General features: G+C 72.3%; 41 protein-coding genes. 8 read left to right on the forward strand and 33 right to left on the reverse strand.

Annotated features, from left to right (window positions below):
* Positions 1-2: 2 nt before the first annotated feature.
* The 29 genes from ACF1AL_RS06300 to ACF1AL_RS06440 form a co-directional block, all read right to left on the reverse strand.
* Positions 3-1,091, reverse strand: a complete 1,089-nt coding sequence (locus ACF1AL_RS06300; RefSeq protein WP_391779129.1) for a hypothetical protein — start codon at positions 1,089-1,091, stop codon at positions 3-5.
* Positions 1,092-1,101: 10 nt separating this feature from the next.
* Entirely contained in the window at positions 1,102-1,338 is a 237-nt protein-coding gene (locus tag ACF1AL_RS06305; RefSeq protein WP_391779130.1) for a hypothetical protein, read from the reverse strand.
* The gene (locus ACF1AL_RS06310) at positions 1,335-1,589 is read right to left on the reverse strand and encodes a hypothetical protein (protein ID WP_391779131.1); all 255 of its coding nucleotides are present in this window, start codon (positions 1,587-1,589) and stop codon (positions 1,335-1,337) included. The genes ACF1AL_RS06305 and ACF1AL_RS06310 overlap by 4 nt, the downstream gene beginning before the upstream one ends.
* Positions 1,586-1,852, reverse strand: coding sequence for a hypothetical protein (locus ACF1AL_RS06315; protein WP_391779132.1), 267 nt, complete (start codon positions 1,850-1,852; stop codon positions 1,586-1,588). The genes ACF1AL_RS06310 and ACF1AL_RS06315 overlap by 4 nt, the downstream gene beginning before the upstream one ends.
* A 32-nt stretch (positions 1,853-1,884) precedes the next feature.
* Positions 1,885-2,070, reverse strand: coding sequence for a hypothetical protein (locus tag ACF1AL_RS06320; protein ID WP_391779133.1), 186 nt, complete (start codon positions 2,068-2,070; stop codon positions 1,885-1,887).
* 16 nt (positions 2,071-2,086) lie between these two features.
* Positions 2,087-2,524 (reverse strand): WhiB family transcriptional regulator, encoded by a 438-nt coding sequence (locus tag ACF1AL_RS06325; RefSeq protein ID WP_391779134.1) that lies wholly within the window; start codon positions 2,522-2,524, stop codon positions 2,087-2,089.
* Positions 2,525-2,527: 3 nt separating this feature from the next.
* On the reverse strand, positions 2,528-2,890 hold the full coding sequence (locus ACF1AL_RS06330; RefSeq protein ID WP_391779135.1) for an HU family DNA-binding protein: 363 nt from the start codon (positions 2,888-2,890) through the stop codon (positions 2,528-2,530).
* Between the two features lie 54 nt (positions 2,891-2,944).
* On the reverse strand, positions 2,945-3,217 hold the full coding sequence (locus ACF1AL_RS06335) for a hypothetical protein (RefSeq protein ID WP_391779136.1): 273 nt from the start codon (positions 3,215-3,217) through the stop codon (positions 2,945-2,947).
* Complete coding sequence (locus tag ACF1AL_RS06340; RefSeq protein ID WP_391779137.1) at positions 3,214-3,966, reverse strand: VWA domain-containing protein; 753 nt, start codon at positions 3,964-3,966, stop codon at positions 3,214-3,216. The genes ACF1AL_RS06335 and ACF1AL_RS06340 overlap by 4 nt, the downstream gene beginning before the upstream one ends.
* A 71-nt stretch (positions 3,967-4,037) precedes the next feature.
* On the reverse strand, positions 4,038-4,478 hold the full coding sequence (locus ACF1AL_RS06345; RefSeq protein ID WP_391779138.1) for a hypothetical protein: 441 nt from the start codon (positions 4,476-4,478) through the stop codon (positions 4,038-4,040).
* Positions 4,475-4,711, reverse strand: a complete 237-nt coding sequence (locus ACF1AL_RS06350) for a hypothetical protein (protein WP_391779139.1) — start codon at positions 4,709-4,711, stop codon at positions 4,475-4,477. Before ACF1AL_RS06350 ends, ACF1AL_RS06345 begins: the two co-directional genes overlap by 4 nt.
* Positions 4,708-4,998, reverse strand: coding sequence for a hypothetical protein (locus ACF1AL_RS06355; RefSeq protein WP_391779140.1), 291 nt, complete (start codon positions 4,996-4,998; stop codon positions 4,708-4,710). Before ACF1AL_RS06355 ends, ACF1AL_RS06350 begins: the two co-directional genes overlap by 4 nt.
* Positions 4,999-5,000: 2 nt before the next feature.
* On the reverse strand, positions 5,001-5,351 hold the full coding sequence (locus ACF1AL_RS06360) for a hypothetical protein (RefSeq protein ID WP_391779141.1): 351 nt from the start codon (positions 5,349-5,351) through the stop codon (positions 5,001-5,003).
* Positions 5,348-5,524: a hypothetical protein gene (locus ACF1AL_RS06365; protein ID WP_391779142.1), complete on the reverse strand. Its 177-nt coding sequence runs from the start codon at positions 5,522-5,524 to the stop codon at positions 5,348-5,350. The genes ACF1AL_RS06360 and ACF1AL_RS06365 overlap by 4 nt, the downstream gene beginning before the upstream one ends.
* Entirely contained in the window at positions 5,521-5,871 is a 351-nt protein-coding gene (locus tag ACF1AL_RS06370) for a hypothetical protein (protein ID WP_391779143.1), read from the reverse strand. Before ACF1AL_RS06370 ends, ACF1AL_RS06365 begins: the two co-directional genes overlap by 4 nt.
* Entirely contained in the window at positions 5,868-6,287 is a 420-nt protein-coding gene (locus tag ACF1AL_RS06375) for a hypothetical protein (RefSeq protein ID WP_391779144.1), read from the reverse strand. Before ACF1AL_RS06375 ends, ACF1AL_RS06370 begins: the two co-directional genes overlap by 4 nt.
* 19 nt (positions 6,288-6,306) lie before the next feature.
* Entirely contained in the window at positions 6,307-6,609 is a 303-nt protein-coding gene (locus ACF1AL_RS06380; RefSeq protein WP_391779145.1) for a hypothetical protein, read from the reverse strand.
* Positions 6,606-7,862, reverse strand: coding sequence for a hypothetical protein (locus ACF1AL_RS06385; protein WP_391779146.1), 1,257 nt, complete (start codon positions 7,860-7,862; stop codon positions 6,606-6,608). The genes ACF1AL_RS06380 and ACF1AL_RS06385 overlap by 4 nt, the downstream gene beginning before the upstream one ends.
* Before the next feature lie 64 nt (positions 7,863-7,926).
* The gene (locus ACF1AL_RS06390; protein WP_366839041.1) at positions 7,927-8,433 is read right to left on the reverse strand and encodes a hypothetical protein; all 507 of its coding nucleotides are present in this window, start codon (positions 8,431-8,433) and stop codon (positions 7,927-7,929) included.
* Entirely contained in the window at positions 8,430-8,918 is a 489-nt protein-coding gene (locus ACF1AL_RS06395) for a RusA family crossover junction endodeoxyribonuclease (RefSeq protein WP_391779147.1), read from the reverse strand. Before ACF1AL_RS06395 ends, ACF1AL_RS06390 begins: the two co-directional genes overlap by 4 nt.
* Positions 8,915-9,274 (reverse strand): hypothetical protein, encoded by a 360-nt coding sequence (locus ACF1AL_RS06400; protein ID WP_391779148.1) that lies wholly within the window; start codon positions 9,272-9,274, stop codon positions 8,915-8,917. The genes ACF1AL_RS06395 and ACF1AL_RS06400 overlap by 4 nt, the downstream gene beginning before the upstream one ends.
* Positions 9,271-10,176 carry a recombinase RecT gene (locus ACF1AL_RS06405; protein ID WP_391825468.1) on the reverse strand — a complete coding sequence of 302 codons (906 nt, stop codon included), beginning with the start codon at positions 10,174-10,176 and terminating at the stop codon, positions 9,271-9,273. Before ACF1AL_RS06405 ends, ACF1AL_RS06400 begins: the two co-directional genes overlap by 4 nt.
* Before the next feature lie 2 nt (positions 10,177-10,178).
* Entirely contained in the window at positions 10,179-11,279 is a 1,101-nt protein-coding gene (locus tag ACF1AL_RS06410) for a YqaJ viral recombinase family protein (protein WP_391779150.1), read from the reverse strand.
* A 350-nt stretch (positions 11,280-11,629) separates the two neighbouring features.
* Positions 11,630-12,103 (reverse strand): hypothetical protein, encoded by a 474-nt coding sequence (locus ACF1AL_RS06415; protein WP_391779151.1) that lies wholly within the window; start codon positions 12,101-12,103, stop codon positions 11,630-11,632.
* Positions 12,100-12,462 carry a hypothetical protein gene (locus tag ACF1AL_RS06420; RefSeq protein ID WP_391779152.1) on the reverse strand — a complete coding sequence of 121 codons (363 nt, stop codon included), beginning with the start codon at positions 12,460-12,462 and terminating at the stop codon, positions 12,100-12,102. The genes ACF1AL_RS06415 and ACF1AL_RS06420 overlap by 4 nt, the downstream gene beginning before the upstream one ends.
* Positions 12,459-13,115 carry a LuxR C-terminal-related transcriptional regulator gene (locus tag ACF1AL_RS06425; protein WP_391779153.1) on the reverse strand — a complete coding sequence of 219 codons (657 nt, stop codon included), beginning with the start codon at positions 13,113-13,115 and terminating at the stop codon, positions 12,459-12,461. The genes ACF1AL_RS06420 and ACF1AL_RS06425 overlap by 4 nt, the downstream gene beginning before the upstream one ends.
* Positions 13,105-13,614 carry a hypothetical protein gene (locus tag ACF1AL_RS06430; protein ID WP_391779154.1) on the reverse strand — a complete coding sequence of 170 codons (510 nt, stop codon included), beginning with the start codon at positions 13,612-13,614 and terminating at the stop codon, positions 13,105-13,107. Before ACF1AL_RS06430 ends, ACF1AL_RS06425 begins: the two co-directional genes overlap by 11 nt.
* 195 nt (positions 13,615-13,809) lie before the next feature.
* Complete coding sequence (locus tag ACF1AL_RS06435; protein ID WP_391779155.1) at positions 13,810-14,001, reverse strand: hypothetical protein; 192 nt, start codon at positions 13,999-14,001, stop codon at positions 13,810-13,812.
* Positions 14,001-14,246, reverse strand: a complete 246-nt coding sequence (locus tag ACF1AL_RS06440; RefSeq protein WP_391779156.1) for a helix-turn-helix domain-containing protein — start codon at positions 14,244-14,246, stop codon at positions 14,001-14,003. The genes ACF1AL_RS06435 and ACF1AL_RS06440 overlap by 1 nt, the downstream gene beginning before the upstream one ends.
* A gap of 200 nt (positions 14,247-14,446) precedes the next feature.
* Here ACF1AL_RS06440 and ACF1AL_RS06445 point away from each other — a divergent pair, with 200 nt between their 5' ends.
* On the forward strand, positions 14,447-14,956 hold the full coding sequence (locus ACF1AL_RS06445) for a hypothetical protein (protein WP_391779157.1): 510 nt from the start codon (positions 14,447-14,449) through the stop codon (positions 14,954-14,956).
* Positions 14,957-15,116: 160 nt separating this feature from the next.
* The gene (locus ACF1AL_RS06450) at positions 15,117-15,884 is read left to right on the forward strand and encodes a hypothetical protein (protein ID WP_391779158.1); all 768 of its coding nucleotides are present in this window, start codon (positions 15,117-15,119) and stop codon (positions 15,882-15,884) included.
* On the opposite strand, the gene ACF1AL_RS06455 is transcribed toward ACF1AL_RS06450, so the two are convergent.
* On the reverse strand, positions 15,825-17,402 hold the full coding sequence (locus ACF1AL_RS06455; protein ID WP_391779159.1) for a recombinase family protein: 1,578 nt from the start codon (positions 17,400-17,402) through the stop codon (positions 15,825-15,827). The genes ACF1AL_RS06450 and ACF1AL_RS06455 overlap by 60 nt on opposite strands.
* Positions 17,403-17,528: 126 nt before the next feature.
* Between ACF1AL_RS06455 and ACF1AL_RS06460 the strand changes: the two genes are divergently transcribed.
* The 4 genes from ACF1AL_RS06460 to ACF1AL_RS06475 all read left to right on the forward strand — a co-directional run bounded on the left by ACF1AL_RS06460 (position 17,529) and on the right by ACF1AL_RS06475 (position 20,226).
* Positions 17,529-18,236 (forward strand): TVP38/TMEM64 family protein, encoded by a 708-nt coding sequence (locus ACF1AL_RS06460; protein WP_391779186.1) that lies wholly within the window; start codon positions 17,529-17,531, stop codon positions 18,234-18,236.
* Positions 18,237-18,512: 276 nt separating this feature from the next.
* A complete protein-coding gene (locus tag ACF1AL_RS06465; RefSeq protein WP_366839056.1) occupies positions 18,513-19,388 on the forward strand; it encodes an undecaprenyl-diphosphate phosphatase in 876 nt (291 codons plus the stop codon).
* Between the two features lie 34 nt (positions 19,389-19,422).
* Positions 19,423-19,941 carry a DUF1877 family protein gene (locus ACF1AL_RS06470; RefSeq protein WP_391696381.1) on the forward strand — a complete coding sequence of 173 codons (519 nt, stop codon included), beginning with the start codon at positions 19,423-19,425 and terminating at the stop codon, positions 19,939-19,941.
* Between the two features lie 105 nt (positions 19,942-20,046).
* Complete coding sequence (locus ACF1AL_RS06475) at positions 20,047-20,226, forward strand: hypothetical protein (RefSeq protein ID WP_366839058.1); 180 nt, start codon at positions 20,047-20,049, stop codon at positions 20,224-20,226.
* 37 nt (positions 20,227-20,263) lie between these two features.
* On the opposite strand, the gene ACF1AL_RS06480 is transcribed toward ACF1AL_RS06475, so the two are convergent.
* Entirely contained in the window at positions 20,264-21,004 is a 741-nt protein-coding gene (locus ACF1AL_RS06480) for an SDR family oxidoreductase (protein ID WP_366839059.1), read from the reverse strand.
* A gap of 40 nt (positions 21,005-21,044) precedes the next feature.
* Entirely contained in the window at positions 21,045-21,656 is a 612-nt protein-coding gene (locus ACF1AL_RS06485) for a DUF4291 domain-containing protein (RefSeq protein ID WP_391779160.1), read from the reverse strand.
* Between the two features lie 112 nt (positions 21,657-21,768).
* On the opposite strand from ACF1AL_RS06485, the gene ACF1AL_RS06490 reads away from it, so the two are divergent.
* Complete coding sequence (locus tag ACF1AL_RS06490) at positions 21,769-22,233, forward strand: nuclear transport factor 2 family protein (RefSeq protein ID WP_391779161.1); 465 nt, start codon at positions 21,769-21,771, stop codon at positions 22,231-22,233.
* A gap of 183 nt (positions 22,234-22,416) precedes the next feature.
* Complete coding sequence (gene lnt / locus ACF1AL_RS06495; RefSeq protein WP_391779162.1) at positions 22,417-23,991, forward strand: apolipoprotein N-acyltransferase; 1,575 nt, start codon at positions 22,417-22,419, stop codon at positions 23,989-23,991.
* Here lnt and ACF1AL_RS06500 read toward each other — a convergent pair.
* Positions 23,909-24,820, reverse strand: a complete 912-nt coding sequence (locus tag ACF1AL_RS06500) for a Gfo/Idh/MocA family protein (RefSeq protein WP_384209640.1) — start codon at positions 24,818-24,820, stop codon at positions 23,909-23,911. The two genes, lnt and ACF1AL_RS06500, sit on opposite strands and share 83 nt — an antisense overlap.
* Positions 24,821-24,825: the final 5 nt, after the last annotated feature.

Here is a 24,825-nt window from a genome sequence, read left to right on the forward strand (position 1 = left end):
GGTCACGCCTCCATCTCATGCGGGAGGGTGCAGGGGGCGAGCTGTTCGTCCAGGTCGCCGCCACGGGCAAGGACGGCTACGACGCGGGCGTGCTGGCTGTCGAGATGGGTGGGCAGCTCACCGCGAGGAAACAGCGGGACGCCCGGGCAGTACGGGCACGGCTCGCGCACCTCGATGCCGGCAAGCGGCCCCTGGTCGTCGGGGTCGGGCCCGTTGCAGCCCAGCAGACGGCGCTGCTCGCCGCGGTGCTTCGTGCACGGCTCCTCCACCGACGCGCCGTTTCGCTTGGCGCTGTTCTCCTGGTCCCAGCGCACGTTCCAGTAGGGCTTCGACTGCTCCACCTCTGCACAGGAGAAGCCGGGGTGGGGTCCGCGGTGGTGACACGCCGTTGCAGGTGCCAGCCGAGAGTCGTCCGTCTCGTCGGCATCGACGACGCGGCCGGCGACGGTGATGTCCCGTCCACGGGTGTCGATGCCGACGTGCTCAAGAAGGCCGCGGATGCCGCCGGGCTCGTCGTCCAGGACCTCGCGCAGCTCGGCGCCGGCCGCTCGCACGAGGAACCGGGCGGCCCCGTGGGCGGCCTCCCACCGGTCCGCCAGCTGGTACGCCCGGCCCGCGGCGCGGCGTGCGCGATCCCGCTGCCTCAGGAGGCCGTTGACGAACGGCATGACGACGTCGGCGAAGCCAGAGCAGTGGCCTTCCGGGCTGTCGACGATCTTCCGTTCGGCTCGGCGCAGGTGCTCTGCGGTCAGCGCGCGAGAGAGCAGCCGCCAGAGGACTTCGCGTTCGGCTTCCGGCCCTCCCACCCAGCCGGGCACGTCGAAGGCCTCCACGATGTCGGCGGCGACCTCGGTGCGCGCCTGCGCTGTCTCGTCTGCCCAGACGACACGGGTGGCGCCGTCGTGGCCGTGCACGGACAGCATCAGCTCGAGGTCGTTCCACACGGCAACGGACGGCCGGGCCCGCCAGCGGAGGACGACGGTGCCGTCCTGGAACTGGACGCCGTCGGCGACGGGGCCCGGGCCGCTGACGCCGGTGACATCGCGGTCCCGTTGGAGGACGAAGAGGCGGGGTATCGGATGGTCGCTCATCAGGGTGCTCTCAGTTCTTGGGGCGGCGGGGCTCGGGGACGGTGCCGAGGGCGGTGATGGCCCGGCAGGCGGCGAGGTCGGCGGCGGCCTGACGGCGTGCGCGGCGCTGACGGCGGTCCTGGCGCCAGTCGTAGAGGCGGCAGAGCAGGCAGTAGAGGCCGAGGGCCACGGTCATGAACAGGCCGAGGCCGAGGACACCGAGGAGGCCGCCGAGGGCGCTGACGATGAAGGTCTGGGTCGGGGTCACTGTGGCCCCCGGGTGCGGTCGAGGAAGGCGGCGCGCAGGGAGGTGAAGCCGAACGCGGCGGCGCCGAGCAGGAAGGCGACGGCGCCGGGCTTGTCCTCCCGGTACGCCTCGCCCATCGCCCCGCACAGGCAGGCCAGAGCGAGCAAACTGAAGAACCACGGGTCGGACACGCCGAGGCAGAGCAGCAGCACGGCCAGCAGCCCGACGGCGATGCCGGCGAGGTTGAACGCGGACACGACGGTGCCTTTCATGCGGTGGTGGGTGCGGTGCGGCGGACTGCCTGGAAGCGGCGGCGCAGCTGGCGGAGACGGCGGCGGGTGTTGTCCCCTCCTCCGCCGTGCCACCAGCGCCAGGCGTAGACGGCGCTGGCTGCGGCGTCGAACAGGGCCCAGATGGCGTCTCCGGTCCGGAGCTGCTGCAGGCCGTACAGGGCGAAGGAGATGGCCATGAGGCCGTCGCCGTGGTGGAAGCAGATCCGGTCTGTGAAGACGCCGGCGATAGTAAAGACGGCCACGCCGAGGCCGAGGGCGGAGAGAACTGGCACGTTCAGCTTCCTTGCGGGTGGTACTCGTCGAGGGGCGGGAGGGTGTGGATGGGGCGGACGCGGCCGCGCAGGAGGAGCGCGCGGCCTTCGGCGAGGTCGTCGAGCAGTGCGGCCGCTTCCTCGTCGGGCGGGTCTTCGGCGCAGGGGCAGTAGCCGAAGGCGTCGCACCCGCCGTACGGGCAGACCATGGAAGTCCCCTGCCGCTCATGACGCCTTGGCCGCGGTCTGCTGGTCGTGGTCGCGCTTGACCTGGCCGCTCCAGCAGACGCCGTCGATGCGCTCGCCCTGCCACAGGTGCCTCAGCAGCGCGAGATGCGTGCCGCAGCGCTCTGCGCCGGTGAGTTGCAGCGGCGGCGCGTCGTCCAGGCGGCGCGGGCCGGTCTCGTCGAGGCGCCAGCGTTCGTTGCCGGTGAGGCCGGCGACCACGCCGTCTCGGTCGTCGCGGTGCAGGCCCTGCTCGGCGGCCTTCACCGCGGCGAGGCACTGGAGGCGGACCGGGCAGCGGGCCACGCAGATGGTGCGGGCCTCGTGCTCGGTGTCCGGGTTGAAGAACAGGTCCGGGTCGCCGGTGCGGCAGGCTGCCTGCTCTTGCCAGTCGCTGCGGCGGGCCGCGGTGTCGGGGACGGAGCCGGTGTAGGCCATGGCTCACTCCGCGGCCGTCAGGCTGCCCTTGGGCGCCTTGCGGATGGTGGCCTTGCGGTCCCGCCGGCGGATCATGTCGACGAACTTCGCGGACTGGCGGATCCTGACCACCTGGTGCGCGGGCACGGTGATGCTCTCGCCGTTCTGCGGGTTGTGGGCCTTGCGCCGCTTGGTGCGGTACGGCAGGAAGCTGACGAAGTTGGTGATGGACACCTTGTAGCCGCTGGCGCTGGCGCGCGCGATGGCGTCGAAGGTGGCGATCACGATCTCGCGGGCCTCCCGGACGGGGATGTCCGTGTCGGCCGCGACGACCTCGATCAGCGAGGTCGTGGTGAGGTCGCGGGTGATGCGGGTGGGCTTCTTCACGAAGGAACTCCGGAGGGCTGGGCGCGGGCCTGGGCAGGCCCGCGCCGGGGTCGGTCAGTTGCAGGTGGGGTCCTGGGGGGCGACCGTGATCGCCGCGTACGAGCTGTCGCCGTGGTAGGCGATGTACAGGCGGTTGCCGTGATCGCACTTCGTGGCGGCGTTCGAGAAGCCATCGGGCATGCGGATCAGATCCGCCGCCGTGCCGTTGTCGCGGTTGGAGCGGGGCGCGTCCTTGAAGGGCTCCGAGTGCTTGCCACTGCACCCCAGCAAGACGGTCGCGAGTAGGGCCGCGGAGATGGCTGCCTGGGCGATGCGGTTGCGGCTCACGGCAGCAGCCCCTTCTCACGGGCAGCGGTCAGCCAGCTGCCGAACTCGGCGGTGATGCCGTCGTAGAGGGCGCTGTCTGCCAGGCCGGTCGGGTTGGCGCCGGCGTGGAAGTAGCTCGCGTTGTCGACAAAGCGACCGTGCATCGTGTCGAGCCGCTTCAGGAAGCCGACCTCCCTGGGCCCGAAGCCGACGAACGACCAGAAGATGGGCAGCTTGGACGCCTGGGCGAGCAGGAGGCGGGCTGCGTCACCGTCCTGCGGTTCGCCGTCGGTCTGGAAGATGACCAGGGCCGGGTCGGTGGCCCCGCTGGCCTGGTAGTGCTCGACGACGGCCTGCATCGCCAGCGCGTACAGGGTGCCGCCCATGGTGCGGTCGCCGCCGTGCAGCTGGTGCTGCTGGGCGACTACGCCCTGGTAGCGGTCCAGGGAGACCTCGACGACCGGGTAGAGCCGCGAGTCGAAGAACACGAGCGGCACGACGCCGTCGTCATCGAGGTTCACGGACAGGCCCAGAGCCTGGTCGGCGAGGCGCTGCACGGCCCCCTTGCGGTAGTACGAGACCATCGAGCCGGACCGGTCGACGACCAGGTACACGGCCGCGCGCTGCCCGGACGCCCCGTTCTTCTCCAGGCTCACGGCCGCCGTCTTGGCCAGCGACACGAGGCCGGCGGGCACCTTCTCCAGGCTGATTGCCGGGCTGTGGGGAACGGCCGCGGCCGGGGCCGGGACGGTCTTCTTGCGGTTGAACATGGTGGGCTCTTCTCGTTGTTGGGCGCCCGCCGCCTGGCCTGTGTCATCCGGGCGGCGGGCGGGTCTGAGGGTCAGCTCGGCGCGAGGGCCGGGCTGAGCGCGAACGGCGCCCGATTCAGCGGGACGGGCGTGGCGGCCGCGGGCGGCGTGGCCTTCACCGGCAGCGGCCGGACGGCGGAGACGTTGGCGAGGCGGGCCTCGAGGGCGGTGATCCGGTCGCGGAGCTGGTGGCGGTCGCGCACCTGCTCTTCGAGGTCGGCGATCCGCTGTCCGGCCTTCTCCAGGGCGGCCTTCAGGTCGTTGCGCTGGGCGGTGACGGCGTCCAGTTCGGCGGCCAGGGCGACGAGCTTGCACGTCAGCTCCTGCGCCGTGCGCTCGGTGCGGGCGACTTCGGCGCGCAGCTGCTTGCGGGGCATGACGTAGCGGTGCAGGCCCCGACCGGCGGGCGCTACGGCGTAGGCGACGGCCGCGGTGCCGGCGGTGCCGATGCCGAGGAACACGTACTCGATCACGCGGCACCCGCCTTCGCGTCCTTGCACATCGAGCAGTCGGTCTTGAAGCAGGCGGCCCCGCGCTCGATGGCCAGGGCGTGGTCGGCGCCCTCGTTGGCGGCCTGGAGGTCGGCGACGCTCTGCTCCAGGCGCCGGTTGCGGTCCTGCTCTTCGGCGAGCCGGACGCGCAGGCGGCGGGTCTGGGCGTCGCTGACGTAGGCGCGGACGCGGCGCACGATGCTCGGGGCGGTCATGCGGCACCGTCCTGGATCTCGCTGACGTGCACGAGGTGGCCGAACCCGCGCGGGCATTTGCCGTAGATGACCTCGTTGTCCGTCGGCAGGCCGCCGTCGACGGAGCGGATCGCGTAGCCGAGGCTGGCCGCGTGGCCCACGTAGGTCATCCACGACTGGCCGAAGACGCGGTCGTGCCAGTCCTCGACGCGGAACTGGAGCGGCTCCGTGTCGGCGTATCCGTAGAGCGGGGCGGTGGGCGTGACGGTGACGCTCTGCCCGGCGCGGGGGTGCGGGGTGTTGTGCATGGTCAGGTGTCCTTGCTGGTTGCGGCCGCGTCGAGGCGGCGGGTGAAGGCGGCGAGGTCCTCGGTGAAATCGGCCTCGACGGACTGGCGGAAGTCGGCGGCCGCGCAGGCGGCCGGGTCGATGTAGCGGACGTACAGGTCGGCGCCCTCGGCGGTGACCTCAGTGCGGGCCTCGAAGGAGCCGGCCGGGCGGTAGGCGGGGATGCGTTCGCCGGTGCGGACCTGGTTCGCCGCGTGCTTGGCGCTGGCGCTGCTGCCGTACGTTCCGGCGAGCACCCACTGGCGGGGCAGTTCGCGGGCCTGCTGCGCGGCGTGCTGGTGGTCGGTGCGCGCCCGGAAGACGTGACGGCTCATGACGCACCGCCCTCGGGGTGCTTGGGGCACAGGTCGCGGTTCCGGCCGGCCCAACGCCATCCGGCGCGACGGGCGCGGCGGCGCAGGATGTGCGCGGGCAGGAGCCCGGTGCCGCTGCCGTACTGTTCGCCGCACTCGTCGCAGACGAGGACCCGGGTCGGGACGCGGGTCACCGCTCGTCACCGCCCAGGCAGGCAGGGACGCGAACGATGTGCTCGCTGAGGACGCCGGTTGTGACGTTGTAGTCCTGGGCGACGGCCCAGTTGGCGTGAGGGAAGGTGTCGCGCAGCAGGCGCGCGATCCGCTTGTGCTGGCTGCCGTCGGCGAGCGGGACCTCCCGGTACCGGTGCTGCGCGCGCGGGTCGACGGTGAGGGCGAGCGCCACCCAGCGCAGCCCGTTGTCCCAGCGGACGCGAGTGATGCGCACCTCAGCGAGCTGGCGGCCGGTGATGCGGCGCAGCTCGTCGCGGACGGCCGTGCGCCGGACGGTGTCGAGGGTGAAGGTCAGGTCGGTGCTCACTGGTCACCGCCGGGCTGGAAGCAGGCCCGGACGTCGCCGAGGAGCTTCTCGTAGGTGGCGATGGTGCGCGGGCCCCAGCGGTGTTCGGGGCCGTGCACGTCGCGGAACCAGGCGTCGCAGACGGCGAGGAGGAGTTCCACGCGGTCGGCGTCGCGGGCGGCCGGGCCTCCGTCGGCCGGGGTGACGGCCTCGGGGTGGTCGGCGGCGAGCTGGGCGAAGGCGGCCTCGAGGGCCACGGGCTCCAGATCGTGCCGGTCGGGGTCGTCGAGGGGCAGGGAGTCGTGCAGCCGGGCGAAGTAGGCGGCCTGGGCGCGGGCGGAGTGCCGCAGCCGGAAGGTGTCCCAGCGCTCGCGCAGGGCGGCGAGCGGGTGGTGCGCGGTGGTGGTGCGACGGTCGATGTGCGCCGTTGCGGTCATCGCCATCACTTCCTTCGGGTCAGTCGGTGTCGGTGTGGTGGAGGGCCGCGCGCGCTGCGGCGGCCCCGCGCTGGTAGGTCTCGGGCCCGGGCGGACGCCGGCGGCGACGCCACGGCTCGGGAAGTTCGGTGAGCAGGTCGAGCGGCTCGGCGTCCGGGTCGGCGATCAGCTGGGCGACGGCGACCAGGGCGCGGCCGAAGGTCATGCCTTCGGTGCGGGCCTGGGCGAGGGCGTCGCCGAGCTGGTCGGCGGACCAGTCCGGGCGGGCGGCGGCCGCGAGGGCGAGCAGCTGGCCGATGGCCGGGCGAGGCAGGTCGCTCACGGCTGCCACCTCCTCAGCAGGGTCAGCGGGTCGGGCGGGCGGCAGGCGCGGCACACGCCGTCCGGGTAGGGGGTGCGGGAGGGTGCCCGGCAGGCCTCGCACTCGTGCCACGCCGAGGCCTTGGGCGGCCGGTGGGCGGCGAGCGGGGTGCCAGTGGCCTTCTGCCATGCGCACGTCTCGCAGGGGGCGCCGGTGTGCCATATCCGCCCCGACTCGCAGGCGGTGAGTCCGCAGCCGCGGCGGACGAGCGCTGCGCCGAGCAGCCAGCGGCCGGGGTCGCGGATCGTCTGCGTGGACGCGTACCGGAACTGCAGGCGGGCGCGGAGCCGTTCGGGCTCCTGGCCCTCGTCGAGCTGGCGGCCGATCTCGCGGGCGAGCTGTCGCACGACGTACGGCGACAGGCCCGGCAGCAGCGGCTTCACCGGTTCTAGGACTCGCCAGATCCGCGGAGCGAGCGTCAGCTCAGGCCCGGCGTACGGGCGGTTGTGCTGCGGCGGAAGCTGAAGATCCTCGCGCGTGCAACTACCTGAGCCTCGCCTACGGCGGATAGCTGAGACGGCAGTGGGCGGATCATCCGGTGAGTCAGTCTGGTGGTGTTCCCCATATAGCGATCCCTCACCAAGATCCCCACCCGATCCCTCTCCAGTGTCCGCAGTCAGCGGGCCCTGAAGAGGCTCCTCGTGGACGGTGTAGAGGTGGCGGCCGCGGTATCCGGCGCGCCGCTCCATACTGATCCAGCCGAGGCGCTCCAGGTCACGCAGGATGCGCCGCACCGAGCGGACGTCGAGCGCCAGGCCGGCCTTCGTCCCGGTGCGGTGGCGCAGGATCCGCGCGAGCTCGGCGAGTGTTATGTGGTGGCCGATCGCGGTGGCGTAGGCGAGGGCGGCGTAGGCGCGCAGCTGGCGCGGGCTGAGGGCTTCGGCGGCCCGGGACGGCACCCAGGCGCCGTGCTCGCGGGCCGGGTTGGTGACGCGGACGCGGCGCACCGCGGTGTGGCCGTCTCCGCCGCTGAGGGTGCGGCGCTGGCTCGTCAGCTCGACGACGTCGTCCACCGGGTCCGGCCGCATCAGCTGCGTCAGCGCCCGCTCGACGGTGGAGCGAGCCAGGCCGAGCAGGCCGGCGAGGTAGGCGACCCCCGCCTCGCAGCCGGTGCCTCGCCGCTCCAGGGCCGCGACCTTGACGTACACGGGCAGCACCGGATCGCCGTACGAGCCGACGATGATGCGGAGCGGGACGCGGACGCGTTGAGGCATGGGGGTCACCTCCCTTCAGGGGCTGGCGGGGTGGATCAGGCGAGCGTCATGGGCCTCATGGGCGTCAGGCGTCGTCACCTCGAGCGCCGTCGAGAACGGCGCTCAGGCCGTCGGCGACGGTCTTCAGCTCGTGCAGCACCTCGGTCGTCGTGAGGTTCGCGGTGTGCAGGACACGCCGGGCGTAGTTGGCCCAGTTGGCCAGGCCAGCGCGCAGCCGGGCGGTTTCCATGTAGGCGAGCTGGCCGCCGGTCAGCCGCAGCGTGGACTCGTCCAGCTCCACCAGGCCGTCGTCGTCGAGGGTTCCGCGGGCGGTGCGCTGGAGGTGCAGGAAGCGCAGCGCCTCGCGGACGTAGCCCTCCTGGCCCTCGTTGGGCAACTCCAGGGAGACGATGCGGACCTTGACCGACGCTTCCTTCTCGGTGCCCGGGGCGGGCTCGGTGCGTTCGATCGCGGCGAACTCGCCGATGAACAGACGCCGGGAAGCGGGCACGTCGTACACGGCCCGGATGTGCGGCTCCAAGGCCTCCTGAGCCGACGCCGACACCTTGGCGTCGAACTTGAGCTGGGTCACGGGGTGGGCTCCTTGCTGGGGTCGGTCAGGCGCCAGACGCGGATGACGGCGCCGGGAGTGCGGAGGGTGTCGTCGCCCGTGAGCACGAAGCGTTTGGCGGTGCGCACGTCGGTGACGCAGCTGTCGTCGGCGAGGACACCGGCGTCCTTCAACGCGTCCTGCGTGGCCCGCACGAGCTTGTCGAGGTCGGGCTTGCTGATCGGGTAGTACGGCGCGGACGGCTTGAGCTGGCCCGCGTTCCTGCCGGAGCCGTAGTGCCCCTTCGGGCGGCGCAGGCTGAACACCAGGTCCAGCAGCACCGGGCCGTCGAGCGGCCGCCAGGCGTCGTCGTGGTGCAGCGCGTCCAGCGCGGCCGACTTCACGGCGTCCCGCCAGGGCTTCACCTTGGACGACGACTCGTACAGGGCGCCGGCCGCGTTGCGGTTCTTCGACCCCTGCGGACCCGGGGTGCCGTACACGGTGAGCTGGAGGGCGGGCGCGGTCATCGCCGGTCACCGCCGTTCGTCTGCATGTCGAGCAGCTCGGCCGCTGCGCCCATGACGTTGGTGACCATCGCCGCGGGCATCTGGTAGACGACCGCGATCCCGGCCAGCCAGGAGGAGGCGAACAGGAGCACGGCTGAGACCTCGGCCGGGGCGACGTCGGTGTGCTGCGCGATGGCCTCGACCAGCTGCTCACCCCAGTGGTCGAGTGCCTGGCCTTCCGGGGTGTGGGCGTAGCGGCGGCGGTTCTCCCGGAGGATGCTCAGGGCCCGCTCAGAGCTCCAGTCCGCGGGCGTCATCGGGATCAGGCCCTGCTCGCGCAGGCGCGCTGCCTCTTCCTCCCACTGCTTGCGGTTCACGCGCCTTCACCGCCCTCGGCGTTGCGGTCGCCGCTGCCGGGCTGCGCGGTGGCCGGCCACGTTGCCGTGGTGGTGGCCTGGTCGTCGTCTTGGTCGTCGCGGGCGATGACGGTTCCGCGGATGACGGGCGGCGCGGCCTGGTCGTCGTCGATGTCGTCGTCGGCCTGGATCAGCTCGGTCAGCTCGGTGGAGGTGGGCACGACCTTGACCAGGCGGCGCACGGCGCTCTTGGCCCACATGGCGTCGAAGTCGGTGTGCCAAGGGCTGTCCTTGGTGCCCTCGCGTTCCGCTTTCTTGTAGGCGTTGGAGTACTTGTCCCGGATCTTGGTGGCCTGGTCGCGGTTGAGGATGATGACCTGGGAGCGGCGGCCGTCGATCCACGCGAACGCGTAGGCGAGGATGACCGGCCCGCGCTCCTCTTCCGTCAGATCGACACGGGGCCGGTGCCGGAAGTCGTGGGGGGACGGAGCGGTGGGCTCGTAGTCCCATTCGTCGTTCTTCCGCACCCAGCCGAAGTGCACCGAGTCAACCCGCGGATGCCGGTACATCAGCTCGATGTAGCCCTGGTACATCGGCTGGAAGGTCGCGATCCCCTTGTAGGGGATGATCGCGGCCTGGCGGCCGTCGGGCTCGAGGCCGAAGCGGGCGCAGGCGAGCAGCGCGGTGTGGATGGACGGAGTCGTGCAGTTCTTCAACTTCGGCAGCAGGGAATGAGCGACGGCCATGAAGTGGGCCTTGTCGACGTGCCGGGGCAGCGCGTCGGCGAAGAACGTCCCGCGGCGCTGAAGCCACTGGCGGGCGCTGTCGCCGACGGCGAGGTCGGTGACCGGGGCCTGCTCGGGCGGCTGGTCGTCGTCCTGGCCGCTGGCGGCCTGCTTCACGCGGTCCTTGAGGTCGGACATCGTCATCCTTCCGAGGGCACGCGCAGCACGCGCGCCCTGTACTTGCGGTAGATCTCGGGGTGGTCGGCGGCCAGGCGCTCGGTGTCGACGGCGGGGACCTGGCGGGTGTACTCGGCGGCGAGCTCGGGCTCTTCCTGCCGGAAGCGGGCGTGGGCGAACTGGCCGTTCTGCCGCCAGCTGTAGACCTCGCGGCCGCCGATCGTGGCGACCTCGGCGTCACCCACGACCGCGCGCATCTGGTTCTCGGTCTCGGTCAGCGCGTGGGCAAGGCCGGCGATCTGCTCCTTCAGCTCCCGGCGGCGCTGGGTGAGCAGCATCGCCTCGACGGGGTCGACCTCGACGGTGGCCTCCGGGCGGGCGTCCCACAGCCGGGCGAGCAGCTCGGTGGCGGCGTCGGTGCCGTCCGGCTTCGGCGGGATCCCGGCGAGGACGTGGTTGTGCCAGAACCGGTCGACTGCGTCGGCGAGCAGGCCGCACAGTTCCTCGTCGCGCTCGATCCGCCACCAGGTCAGGTCGTCGTCGATGAGCCCGGCGACGTGCGCGTACCGGTAGCCGGTGACCGTGAGGTACCAGTGGGCTTGGATGGCGGGCCGGTCCGGGGGCTGGTCGCCGTTCCAGCCCTCGGTGTGGGCGGAGCGCCAGGTGCGGGTCTTGCACTCCAGGACGCCCAGGTCGTCGCGGTCGGCGGCGTCCGGGGCTGCGGTGAGCCGGTCGGGGTTGGCGATCCAGTGCGGGTGGTCGACGTGCTGAAGCGTGCCGGGCGAGTCGAGCACGATCAGGCCGGACTCTTCGGCGAAGAACTCCGCCACAAGGCCTTCCAGGCGCTGCCCGCGTCGGGCGGACCGCTCCAGGCGGGTGTCGCGCCGTTCGGGTGCCTGGCCGGTCTTCTCCAGCCACACCCGCAGCGCGCCGCCGTGTCCGTCCATGCCGAGGATCGCGGCGACGTCGGAACCACCGGCACCGGCCTGCCGTGCTGCGCGCCACACGTCTTCGGGGGCGCCGGCGGGTAGCAGCAGGCGGGCGGTGGGGGTGACCGGGCCGGAGGGTGTGACGAGGCCCTCCGGCCCGGCCGTGTGGGGCCCGTACGGCGCAGGCCGGGTCACTGGAGCCGGAGTCTGTCCAGGCGACTCCTCTTCGGCCTTCGCTCCCGCTGCGCCGCTCCTCTGGACGGCTGCGGGTGACGTGAACGACGTACGGGCGGTCTGGGACCCGCCCGGAGCAGGCAGGGTCATGGGGGCGGCGGAACGGACCTGCCCCTCGTCTGCCTTCGCTTCCTCGGCGGCCCATGTGCCAGAGGCGGCCGGGGATGACGTGAACTCCGGGCGGGTGGTCGGGGACCCGTCGCACGCAGGCGGGGTCTTCGGAGCGTTCGGAGACTCCTCTCCTGCCTTCGCTCCCTGGCCCGCGGGACGCGAATCCGCGGAGGGTGACGTTGACGTGCGACGGGTGGTCTTCACGGCAGCCTCACCGTCCGCAGCGTGAGGCCGGGGGTGGGCGCGGTGCGGACGTGGTCGGCGATCTCCCGCATGGACTCCGCCCACGACGGGGACAGTTCGCGGGGGGTCTGCTTCGCCAGTGCCTTGAGCACGTCGCCGTGCACCGTGTCGAGTGTCTCCACGGGCTGGGGCAGAGAGCAGATCTCCGACAGGCCGAGCGGTGTGTTGGCGGGGTCCCAGCCGGTGAACACGATCGGTCCCGCGTAGGGCTGGACGGGCGCGCCGAACGAGGCCAGCACGCAGGAGCCGACGACGTTGCGGGGGTAGCGGTCGGGGTAGTACAGGCCGACGTCGTTGACGAACGCGGCCACCGCGAGCGACGGGTGCAGGCGCACCCGGTCCTTGCCCTCCGGGCCGATCACGGCGTCCCAGTCGAGGTCACCATCGTGGTGGGTGAGATCGCCGTCGGCGGCGATGATCGCGTACCTCATCGCCGGGCCTCCGTCCGCGCCTTGTTGCCAGGCCGGTTGGCTGCCGGGACGGCGCTGCCGTGCCGCACCAGCGCGACGGGCACCCAGACGCCCCAGAGGAGGCCCTGGTCGTTGTCCCAGTGGGCGAACACCATCGGCTCGCCGTCCTGCAGGCAGACCGAGGCCGGGACGCCGAGGTGACGACCAGGGATGTGCGCGACCTGGTCCAGGGCGACGGTGCCCTCCCGGCCGCGGGCGTGCCGGATGCGGGCACCGGCGGGGAACCGCTCGGCGAGGTCGCGCAGTTCCCGGCGGGTCATCTCGCTGAGCCAGCTGTCCTCGACGGCAAGGCTGTGCTGGTAGGGGGTGCGGGCGCTCATCGTGCGGCCCTCTTTGCATTGGCGGGGTCGCCCACGTAGCGGGCGACGATGACGAAGTAGCCGGCGTCGGTGCGCTGCTGCTTGGCCTCGAAGGACCCGGCGGGCTGGAACTCCTCCCACAGGCCCTTCCGCATGCGGATGGCGGCGTTCTGAGCGCCGCTGACCGACGTGTAGGGACCGATCTCTACCGGCACGCCCGGCTGCTCTCGCATCTGAGCGGCGCTCTTGCGGTAGATGGCGCGCCAGGTGCGCGGGTCGTACGTCACCGGCGTGGTCACCGTTTCGGGGATCCGGATGTCGCTCAGCCAGCCGAAGTGGACGCCGAGCGCCACGGCGTGGGCCGCGTTGCGCACGCCGAGCCGGGTGTAGATCTCCGTGCAGAAGTTCTTGACTCTGTCCGCGGAGAAGTGCAGCCGGAGCCCGGCACTCTCGTACGTCTCACCGGCAGCCACCAGGGTGAGCACCTCGAGCTGCTGCTTCGTCAGCGGGCAGGCCCGGGTTGGGCGGTGCTCGGCGATGACCTTCTCGATGGCGTCGAGCGTCTTCAGGTCGTCGTCGCCGGAGGCGGCGCCCCACAGGTCCTCGATGAACGCGGCGAGCTGGTCGGCGTCGAGCTTGCGGGCCCAGGCGAAGGCGGGGGGCTTAACGGCCATGCCGTGCACCGCCGTTCATCCGCTCCAGCAGGGCGGTGCGCTGGCGGAGCCGGGAGACCTCCCCCATGTAGCGGGGCAGCGCTTCGCGGGCGTGGCTGATGAACTCGATGACGGGCACCTGGTGGTCGCCGTCGTACGTCTCCAGCCAGCAGATCGGGCCCACGGACACCGGGGCGCCGTGCTCACTGGCCTCGGCGCGCCAGGGTCCGGACGGGACGGCGGTGATGATCCGCTGCGTCTCGGCGATGTCCTCGGCCTCCACGGCCGGCGGCTGGTCGTCCTGCTTGGCGTCCTCGGCGTCGAGGGCGGCCAGGACCTCGCGCAGCGTCTCGCACAGGCCGCCGAAGTGGCGGGCGATGGCGAAGGAGTTGGCGGTGTCGAGGTCGAGGGCGTTGGCCTCGGCGAGGGCCTGGCGGGCCTGGGCGCGGGCGATGTGGAGCGGGGGAACGAACGTCGGCCCCGGTAGTACGGGATCGGCGTGTGCGATGCTGGTGTGCATCGGGTCCACCTTCTTCTTCCTCAAGGTGATGGCTGGTGGGCCGAGGGCTCGCCGCGGGCACGGCGGGCCCTCAGTGCGTTCAGGCGCCGAGAGGCCGGTCCGAGCGGCAGCGGCGGCACTGCATCCGCCACACGGGGTTGCGGTGGCCGCAGGCTCCGCAGACCCATCGGCAGACCGCTTCGAGCGGCGAGCGCATCAGGCCGCGTCCTGCACCGGCGCCGAGGCCGACTGGGCCAGGTCGCTGAGGAGGACCACGAACCGGGCGATCTCCTCGTCGGTCAGGCCGCACGTCGGGCACTCCCCCGGGTTGGCGTGGCCGTGGTCGCACGGCTCCTCCCACCCGGCGGTGAAGGCTTCGTCCGCGGTGCGGCAGATGCGCCCGGCCATCAGGAAGCCGGCCCTTGCGTGAGCGCGTGGAAGGCGGCGTCGTCCTCCGGGAGGAGGTCAGCGATCTCGCAGCCCAGGACGTCGGCCGCCTTGGCCAGCGCCTGCGGGGAGAAGTTCGCCTTGCCGCGCGAGACCGCGCTCACGAGCGACTTGCTGACCCCCATTGCCTGGGCCAGGTCCGTCTGGCTCAGGCCCTTTTCCACCCGACGGCGGTTGAGCCGTATCGGATCCACTGGGGTTCTCATGTCAAAGACTGTATGAGACTCAGTCGAAGAGTACAAGCCACTACCGATCGGTAACTGTGACTTTCTTTGACTTGCCCCGTTAGGCGAACCGTATGGCACGAATCCGCGTGTGGAGGTTTGGTGGGGAGCCCTATGCGCTCCCCTGTCGGAGTTCGATACAGTCCAAGAAAGTGCAAGCAGCAGACAGGGGAGAGACGGTCATGGGAGCACCGGCGACACCCCCACCGCCGGAGGCGACGCTCATCCGCCTCGTGCGAGAGGCGGCCGGCCTCAGCCCCGAAACGGCAGCCGCACGCATGGAGATCAAGTTCTCCGGCAGCAGGTGGCGGCAGATCGAGCGCGGCTGGCGCAAGGACTCGAACACTCCCGTCATCGCCCCTGACATCACGCTCGCCCACATGGCCTTCACGCTGGGCATCACCTCCGACCGGCTCGCAGAGACCGGCCGCGGCGAGGCCGTGGAGATCCTCCGCGAGATGGAGCGCTCCAAGGCGCCCACGCCGGAGCCGCCCCCCGAGGCCGGCGCTTTCGCCGAGCTCGAGGAGTGGCAGCAGAAGGTCATCCTGAACGCGCTGGACGAGCGACCGCGATCGGCCCGCGAGAAGGCGCTTCTGCTGCGCACCCTGGCCGCGAAGATCGAGGCTCAGGAGAAGGAGGCCGCCGCGGCGGAGCCGTCGGCACCCCAGGAGCCCCAGGGCCGCAGCGCTTAACACCCTGATCAGAGCGCCCAGTTACCCCATGGCCAGAGCTGTGTAACGGATCAGTCACGATCCACATATATGCAACTGGCGTGGTACCTGTATGGCGCATTCTCATCCCTGAGAAACCGCACAAGCATCCGAATCCGTGTGCTGCTCGCAGGGAGTGGGAATGGACGTCATTCTCGCGGGCGCACTCGGCGCAATCGCTCTTGTCGTGGCGTTGCTCTTCCGGCAGCTGAGAGATCTCAGCTGGCAGCTCACACAGCTACGCGTCGAGCGCGACAGCGAAAGGATCCTGCGCCAGATCGGTTACGCAGGATCGACACCCCTAGACGACCTGGAGGTAAGCCGCCCCGTACGCCGGAAACGGCATCTCGCCCTCTACCTGGGCGGGCTGGCCGGCATCGCCGCCACGCTGCGCGGCCGCGCCCGCCAGCGCCGAGGCCCCGTCCTCGCCGCCGCGCGCCAACACCGAGGCCCCGTCCTCGCCGCCGCGGCGGGAGCTACGGCCGCCGCCGCGACCGCCCTGTGGGTCCTGTTCGACACCCCCGGCGCCCCGCCCCCGGACCAAGGCCGCGACATCCCCACCGTCGCGATCTCGCCGACGTCCAGCCAGACCGCGCGGCCCCCCGGCAGTCCCACACCGGGCTGGCCCCCGACGCCCATGCTGAGCCAGCAGCCCAGCTCGCCGGGCCGCGCCCAGGCGGTGGCGTCGCTGGGCATCCGTAGCCGGCCGCCGAGGACCCGCGGCCCGGCGGCAGGCGCATCGAGGGCGACCGCGCCGACCGGCTCGAAGAGCCCGCCCCAGTCCGGGCCCGGCTCACCGCCGTCCGGTGCGCCGTCACCGACGACGCACCCGCCGGCGACTCCGTCCGCGCTACTGTGCGCCCACGCCCACAGCATCGTCGGGCTTCATCACATCTGCCTCGACGCGTGACGCCTCCGGTTCGGCTCTGAGCGACTTCCGGTGCAGCTCGACGCTCGCCGGGTTGAAGCCGGGGCCGAACCGGCCTTTCCCGAGCACCTCGATCCGCCAGAGGGACGCGATCACCTCGTGGCGTGTGTCGATGGGTTCTGCCTCCCACGCCTCCCGGCTGATGCCGGCCATGCGCACCAGGAGCCGCTGCGCCGACGACTTCGCCAGCTGGCTGCGCAGCTCGTTGATCTTCTTGTCGAAGCTCGCGAGCGCGGTCAGTGCCAGGGCGGGATCGACGTCCGGGTTGTCGGCGAGCGCCTCAAGCTGCTCGCGTGTCTGCGCCTTGCGCTTCTCCAGCGCCGTGATCTGCGCAGCGGTGTCGGAAGTGCCGTCCGCTGCCGCCGCGTGCAGCTCAGCGAGCAGGCGCGGGCTGTTCAGCAGGCGCAGGGTCCGCCCGGTGACGTAGGCGTCCAGGTGCTCGACGTCGCGGGAGATGTGGCAGGACCGGCAGTCGTAGACGCGGCTGGGGTCGGTCTTGCGCTTCGGCTTGGCCTGGAACTCCGTCGACCCGCATCTGTCGCACTGGAGCGCGCCGGTGAGCAGGTACTTCCGTGCGGGTCCCGGGTTGGGCTTCTCTCGGCGCTTCTGGTCGCGCAGGGCGATCAGCGCCTCGCGTTCCTCGTTGGAGATGACCGCGTCCCACCGCGCCTTGTACAGGACGCCGTTGCGCTCGATGAGCCCAGCGATACGCGGTGCGGTGAGCACATTCCACAGGACACCGGAGGACCACAGACCGCCCTGAGTGGTCCGCGACACCGAGTTCATGTACCTGATGCCGCCGTTGATGGACAGGCCGGCCAGTATCCGCCTGGCCACGATCGCCAGGTGCTTGGTTTCCTCCTCGACCGGCTTGTTGAAGTCGAGGACGGGCTCCTCGTACTCTTCGCCGGTCTCCGGGTCGGCCTTGGTGCGGGTCTTGCCCGTGGGCGCGCCCCAGCCGAAGGGACGCAGCCCGCCCTGCTGGCACTTGCCGTGCCTGAGGACCTGCCGGGTGTAGCCGTCGATGCGGCGCCGGGAGAGGTTGTCGACCTCTCGGCACGCTTGGGCGGCCTCGATCCGGAGCACGAAGCGGTCGTCCGGGTTGGACAGGTCCTTCACCCCGGACACGGAGGCGAGCGGGATGTGCCGGGTGTCGGCGATGTTCAGCAGCAGCTCGAGGTCGTACGGCTGCCGGATGAGCCGGTCGCCGTGATAGGTCATGATCCCGTCGTGGTGATGGTTCGCCTTGGGGTCCGTCGGGATGAGCCTGCTGCTGTCCCGGTCGAGGGTGAGCAGCATCCGCTCCCAGTCGGGCCGCTTGCGGTTGCGCTGCCAGGCGCTGCGGCTGTTGTCGACGTAGACGCAGCAGAACTCCGGCCAGCCGAGCCGACTGCCGTACTCACGGCCCAGCTCCTCCTGGCGCTCGCACTTTTCCAGAGAACCATCCGGGGCCCATGACAGTCTGGTGTAGAGGCAGGGCCGACGTGGGGTTTGGAGCACTCAGGGCCTCCCTTCCATGCGCCATGCAAGAATGGCGCGCTAAGTCGGTGATTTCTAGGGGGTCAAGTGCCCGATGCACCCACCCGCTCTGGGGGCACCGCCACGGCCTCTCCCCGGGCCGCCGCCATGGAGCTCGTCGTCCCCGCACCCGTGCCCGGCACGCTCGCCGCGCGCTGCACGCGTGTGCTGCGCTCGCCCTGGTCCCGTTTCTCCCTGCTGGTCGCGCTGCTCGCGGCGGCCGGCTGCTCGGTGCTGCTGTTCGAACCGCAGCGGCTGCTGGCCCACGGCTGGCCACCACACCTCGGCGGTGCGGCGGCGGCCGTCGTGTTCGCCGTGGCGTACGGGCTGTGCACGGTGGCGTTCGTGCCGCGGCCGCTGCTCAACATCGCGGCGGGCGCGCTGTTCGGCACCTGGACGGGGCTCGCCACCTCGCTGGCCGGCACGGTGCTGGGCGCCGGGATCGCCTTCGGCCTGGGTCGGGCGCTCGGTCAGGACGCGTTGCGGCCGCTGCTGCGCGGCCGGGTGCTGAAGGCGGCGGACGGACAGCTCAGCCGGCACGGCTTCCGTTCGATGCTGGCGGCGCGGCTGTTCCCGGGGGTGCCGTTCTGGGCGGCGAACTACTGCGCGGCCGTCTCCCGCATCCGCTGCCTGCCGTTCCTGCTGGCGACGGCCCTGGGATCGGTCCCGAACACCGTCGCGTACGCCGTCGCCGGGGCCCGCGCCTCCACCCCGACCTCGCCCGTCTTCCTGGCGGCGCTCGCGAGTATCGCGCTGCCGGGCCTGGCGGGCGCGGTGGTGGCCTGGCGCAAGCGGCACCACCTCCGCCGGTCCTGACGCGCACCACGTGCGCCGGTCGTGACGCGCACCACCTCCGCCGGTCCCGAAGCGCGCCGCGGCCCCGGTCGTGACGCGCGCCGCCGGCCCGGGTCGTGACGCGCGCCGCCGGCCCCCGGCCGAAGGGCCACCGCCCCCGCTTCCGGGGCCGCCGCCCCCGCGGAAGGCCCGTCATCACGGGACGCTACGCTGCCCTCGACACACGTGATCATCGCGTACGGCGGCCCAGTGCCCCGTCGCCCCTTCCACGACCGGCACTTGGACTGACGTAACTTCATGTCTTGGTTTGAATCGCTCGTCCTCGGACTCGTCCAGGGGCTGACCGAGTTCCTCCCCGTCTCCTCCAGCGCGCATCTGCGGCTCACCGCGGCCTTCTCCGGCTGGCACGACCCGGGCGCGGCCTTCACGGCGATCACCCAGATCGGCACCGAGGCCGCCGTGCTGATCTACTTCCGCAAGGACATCGCGGGGATCCTCTCGGCCTGGTTCCGCTCGCTGTACGACCGGGGCATGCGCCGGGACCACGACGCGCAGATGGGCTGGCTGGTCATCGTCGGCTCGATCCCGATCGGCGTGCTGGGCGTGACGCTCAAGGACCAGATCGAGGGGCCGTTCCGCGATCTGCGGGTCACCGCGACGATGCTCATCGTCGTCGGTGTCGTCATCGGGATAGCCGACCGGCTGGCGGCCCGCGACGAGACGGGCGGCCGGCACCGGGCACCGAAGCAGCGCAAGACGCTGCGGGACCTGGGCGTGAAGGACGGCCTGATCTTCGGCCTGTGCCAGGCGTGCGCCCTGATCCCGGGTGTCTCCCGCTCGGGCGCGACCATCAGCGGCGGCCTGTTCATGGGCTACCGGCGCGAGGCCGCGGCCCGCTACTCCTTCCTCCTCGCCATTCCGGCCGTGCTCGCCTCCGGGCTCTTCGAGCTGAAGGACGCGATGGAGAGCGACCACGTCTCCTGGGGGCCGACGATCTTCGCGACGGTGATCGCCTTCGGGTCCGGGTACGCGGTCATCGCCTGGTTCATGAAGTACATCTCCAGCAAGTCCTTCATGCCGTTCGTCTGGTACCGGATCGTCCTCGGGGCCGTGATCATCGCGCTCGTGTCCGCGGGAGTGCTGAGCCCGCACGCCGCGGAGTCCTCGGGCTGAGTCACGGCCCGGCGGAGGGGGGAGGTATGAAGCCATGGCACTCACCCAGCGCTTCGCCCGTGTGACCCCCGAGTACCTGGAACGCTGCCGGCAGTCGGCGCTCGACTCGCCGGGCGCCGCTCCCGGCTGGGACCCGCCCGCCGCGGATCTGCTGGACACCGGCTGGGCGAACTGGGGGCTCGCCGCCTACTGCCGTTCCACGGGTGCCGCGCCGGCGGTGGCGGAGCTGCTCGACCGCGCGGTTTCGGCCACATACGGCCACACCGCGGGTTTCCTCGACCACGACGAGGTCTACGACGGTTTCACCGACCCGCCGCGGGTGCTCGACCCGGCCGAGGTCGAGAAGATCGCCCGGGAACTGCGGGACGTCGACGTGGCCGCGCTGCTCGCCGGCCTGCCCGCCGATCCGATGCGGGCCGCGGCCGCCTGTGGGCACACGGACGGCTTCGACGGGGACGTCGGCGCGTATCTGACCCAACACTTCGTGGCGCTGCGGGAGTTCTACGCCGGTGCCGCGCGGCGTGGCCTGTGCGTCGTGGTCTGGATCGACTGACCCGGAGCTCCCGCGACCGTCCGGAAACCGTTCGTGACCGACTCCATACGGGATGCGTAGCCAATCGGTAGCGCAGTGTCAGTTCTTGCCCCTAGGCTGATGCGCATGTCCCCCGATTCCCTCCCCTCCGGTTCCGCGCGGTCCGCTGCCGAGGTCAACGAGCGGATCCGCGCGCTGTGGCTGCGCGCCCGCGGCACGTTGTCGGCGCAGGAGCGCGCGGAGTACGAACTGTTGGTCGTGCAGTGGGCGGCGGCGGTACGGGGCGAGGTCGTCGAGGCGGCCTGAGACACGGCCCGGCCTGCGGTCGCCGGCGCGGCCCGCGTCAGCGTCCGCCCGCCACGCGCAGCACCGCACCCGTCGTGTAGGCGGCGTCCGGGGACAGCAGCCAGGCGACGGCAGCGGCGACTTCCTCGGCCCGGCCCGGGCGGCGCAGCGGAATCGTGGCCGCCGCGCGGTGCGCCCGCTCGGGGTCGCCCATCGCTGCGTGGATCTGCGTGTCGATCACCCCGGGAGCCACGGCGTTGACCCGGACGCCGTCCGGGCCGAGTTCCTTGGCCAGCCCCACCGTGAGGGCGTCCACGGCGGCCTTGGTGGCGGCGTAGTGGACGTACTCGCCGGGACTGCCGAGCGTCGCGGCGGCCGAGGACACGTTGACGATCGCCCCGCTCCCCCGCGCGGTCATCGACTGCGCGGCGCGTCGCGCGCACAGCAGGACGCCGAACAGGTTGACGTCGACCACCCGGCGCAGATCGGCCGTGCCGGTGTCGGCGAGCCGGCCCAGCGGTCCGGTGACGGCCGCGTTGTTCACCAGCCCCGTCACCGGCCCCAACTCCCGCTCCACCGTGCCGAAGAGCTCGTCGACGTCCTCCTCGACGGAGGTGTCCACGCGGACCGCGAGGCCGCGCCGGCCGGCCGCGCGGACGGCGTCCACGACCTGCTCGGCGGCGTCGGCGTCCCGCACATAGCCGACGGCCACGTCGTGCCCGTCGGCCGCGAGCCTGAGGCAGGTCGCGGCGCCGATGCCGCGGCTGCCGCCGGTGACGACGGTGAGGGGTCGGACCACGTGAACCTCCGGGAGCCGAAATGATCGATCATCGATCACTCTAGGCGCAGAGGTGCGCGAGCGCCTCCCCTTCCAGCGGATACGGCCGCTCCACCGGTAGCTTGCCGGTCGCCGCGTCGAGTTCGCCCGCCCGTACGAGCGCATGGATCTCCGTGGCCAGCGGGGTCACGTCCTCGATGCCGACGATCCACTCGTCGGCAAAGCGCGCGGTGGCCTCGCCGCCGAGGCCCAGCTGCAGCGAGCGGTACGGCAGCGGGCTGAAGTGCAGGTCCCGCTCCGGGTCCCACTGCACGCGCGCCGACGCCTCGCGCAACTGCCGCTTCCAGGCGTCCCGGTCGCCGTGCAGCTCGGGCACATGGTGGGACAGGCAGGCGTGGCGCAGCGCCCACTCGAAGCCCTCGCGGGTGATCTCGACGGCGAGGACGGTCTCCTGGTCCTCCTTCGTGCCCCAGCCGCAGCGGTACATCATCCACAGGAACGAGGGCTTGATCCAGGTCATCCGGTCGCGCTTCCAGGAGGACGGGAAGCGTCCGGTGCGGGCCGCGGGGAGGCCGATCTGCGGGCGGTACGCCTGGTAGACGGTGACCGTGGTGTCGGTGTACCGGGCGCGGATCCGGAATCGGGGTTCCGGTTGGACATTCTGATCATTCACGTCCGTCAGGGTGCCCGGCGCCGCCCGCACCGGCCACCGAATATCGCGACGCCCCGGGCGCGGAGGCCCGCGCCCCCTTGGCTGCGCCCCCGCCATGCCCAACACTGGGCCGATGACGCAGCGTATGGAGCTCGCCACCGTAAGAGACCGGCTCGCCGTGGACGCCCTGGTCACCGACTACGCGGCCGCGGTGGACGACGGCGACTGGGCGGCGTACCAGGAGCTGTTCGCCCCGGACGGGCGGGCCGACTACCGCTCGGCCGGCGGCATCGAGGCGGACGTGGAGCGGATCGCCGAGTGGCTCGCCGAGAGCATGCGGCCGTTCGCGACGCGCCAGCACCTTCTCGTCAACCGCCGCGTGCGCTTCGGGGCCCTGGACCACGAGACCGGGGACACGGCCGAGGTCCGGGCCGACTACGTCAGCCCGCTGCTGCTGACGGCCGGGGCCGACGGCGCCTCCACCGCACCGGACGTCGTGTGCGGCGGCCGGTACGTCTTCGGCGCCGTGCGCACCGCCGACGGCTGGCGGCTCGACCGGGTGGTGGTCCAGGAGAAGTGGCGCCGCCCGGCCGGCTGAGCTGGGAGACCGCCGCCCGGCCGGCTGAGCTGGGAGACCGCCGCCCGGCTGGGTGAGCCGGGTGGGACGCCGCCCGGCTGAGCGAGCCGGTGGGGCGCCGCCCGGCCTGCTGAGCCGGGCCCCCTGTCGCCGGTTCCCGTCCGGCGCGCACACTGGAGCCCGCACCGGGTAGGAGGGCGGCATATGAAGACGCTCAGCAGTTGGCTCGCCTCCACCTGGCGTCGCGCCGCGCTCGGCGCGCTGGCCGGCGCCCTGCCCGTGCTCGCCTTCCCCGCGCCCGCCGCCTGGTGGTTCGCCTACGTCGCCCTGGTGCCGTGGATCCTGCTCGCACGGGGCGCCCCGACCCAGCGGCGCGCCGCGTACGACGGCTGGTGCGGCGGCTTCGGCTTCATGCTGGGCATGCACCACTGGCTGCTGCCGGACCTGCATGTGTTCACGCTGGTGCTGGCCGCCCTGCTGGGCGCGCTGTGGGCGCCCTGGGCATGGCTGGTGCACCGCTTCCTCGCGGGTGTGCCGTCCCGGGGCCGGGTCGCGGCGGCGCTGCTCGTGCTGCCGTCCGCGTGGCTGATGGTGGAACTCGTGCGCTCCTGGCAGGGGCTCGGCGGCCCGTGGGGGATGCTGGGCGCCAGCCAGTGGCAGGTGACGCCCGCGCTGCGGCTCGCCTCGGTGGGCGGCGTGTGGCTGCTCAGCTTCCTGGTGGTCGCGGTCAACGTGGCCGCGGCGGTGCTGCTCACGGTGCGGGAGGCGCGGGTGCCCGCGGTGGCGGGTCTGGTCGCGACCGCCGCGGCCACCTCGGCCGCCTGGGTGTGGTCGCCGCGCCCGCACGTGGACGGGCAGGCGCGCATCGCCGTGGTCCAGCCGGGGGTCGTGGACGGCGCCGACAGCGGTGACCGGAGGTTCGCCGTCGAGGAGCGGCTGACCCGGCAGCTGGCCGGGCGGCAGGTCGATCTGATCGTGTGGGGCGAGTCCAGCGTGGGCTTCGACCTGACGGCGCGGCCCGACCTGGCCCGGCGGATCGCGGCGCTGTCCCGGGAGACCGGCGCCGACATCCTGGTCAACGTGGACGCGCGCCGCTCCGACCGGCCCGGCATCTACAAGAGTTCGGTGCTGGTGGGGCCCGACGGGCTCACCGGCGACCGCTACGACAAGATGCGGCTGGTGCCGTTCGGCGAGTACGTCCCGGCGCGGTCGCTGCTGGGCTGGGCGACCTCCGTGGGCAAGGCGGCCGGTGAGGACCGCCGGCGCGGTTCCGGGCAGGTCGTGATGCACGCCGGGCACGGGCTGCGGCTCGGCCCGCTGATCTGCTTCGAGACGGCGTTCCCCGACATGAGCCGCCGGCTCGCCCAGGACGGCGCGGACGTGCTGGTCGGCCAGTCCTCGACGTCGTCGTTCCAGCACAGCTGGGCGCCCGGGCAGCACGCCTCGCTCGCCGCGCTGCGCTCCGCCGAGACCGGCCGGCCGATGGTGCACGCCACGCTGACGGGCGTGTCGGCGGTGTACGGCCCGAGCGGTGAGCGCGTCGGCTCCTGGCTCGGCACCGGCGCGAGCCGGGCGCAGGCGTACGAGGTGCCGCTGGCCGACGGCGTCACGCCGTACGTCCGCTACGGCGACTGGCCGGTGGACGTGGCGCTGCTGGTGCTGGCGGCGCTCGCGCTGACGGAGGGCGTACGCGCGGTCAGGCTGCGCCGGAGCGCTCCCGCACCGCACGTACCACCCGCTCGCACAGTTCGTGAGTCTCCAGTGCGTCACGGGCGCTGAGCAGGCGGCCCGCGCGCACCGCGTCCAGGAAGGACAGCACGGCCTGTTCGATGCCGCGCTGGCGGGCCACCGGCACCCAGTCGCCGCGCCGGCGCACGGTGGGCTGGCCCTTGTGGTCGATGGTCTCGGCGAGGTTGACGACCTGGCGCTTGGTGTCCTGCCCGGACACCTCCAGGATCTCCTCGTTGGAGCCGCTGAGCCGGTTCATCACGCCGAGGGCGGTGAAGCCGTCGCCGGCGAGCTGGAGGACGACGTGGTGGAGCAGTCCGTCCTCGACACGGGCCCGCACGGTGACGTCGTCGATCTGGCCGGGCACCAGGAACCGCAGGGTGTCCACGACGTGGATGAAGTCGTCCAGGATCATGCCGCGCGGTTCCTCGGGCAGCCCGATCCGGTTCTTCTGCAGGAGGATCAGCTCGCGCGGGTGCTCCAGGCACTGCGCGTACCCGGGCGCGAAGCGGCGGTTGAAGCCGACGGCGAGCGTGACGCCGCGCTGCTCGGCCAGCTCCACCAGCCGCGTGGAGTCGGCGAGTTCGTAGGCGAGCGGCTTGTCGACGTAGGTGGGGACGCCCGCTTCCAGCAGCCGGGTGACGATCTCGGGGTGGGCGGCGGTCGGCGCGTGCACGAAGGCCGCGTCCAGGCCCTCGGCCAGCAGGGCGTCCAGGTCGCGGTGGCGGCGGCCGGCCGGCAGGTGCAGGCTGTCGGCGACGCGTTCCAGGGTGGCCGGGGTGCGGGTCTGCAGGTGCAGCTCCACCCCGGGCTGGAAGGCGAGCACCGGCAGATAGGCCTTCTGCGCGATGTCGCCGAGTCCGATGCAGCCGACCTTCACCCGGG

Source organism: Streptomyces sp. NPDC014801 (assembly GCF_043082085.1).
Classification (GTDB): domain Bacteria; phylum Actinomycetota; class Actinomycetes; order Streptomycetales; family Streptomycetaceae; genus Streptomyces.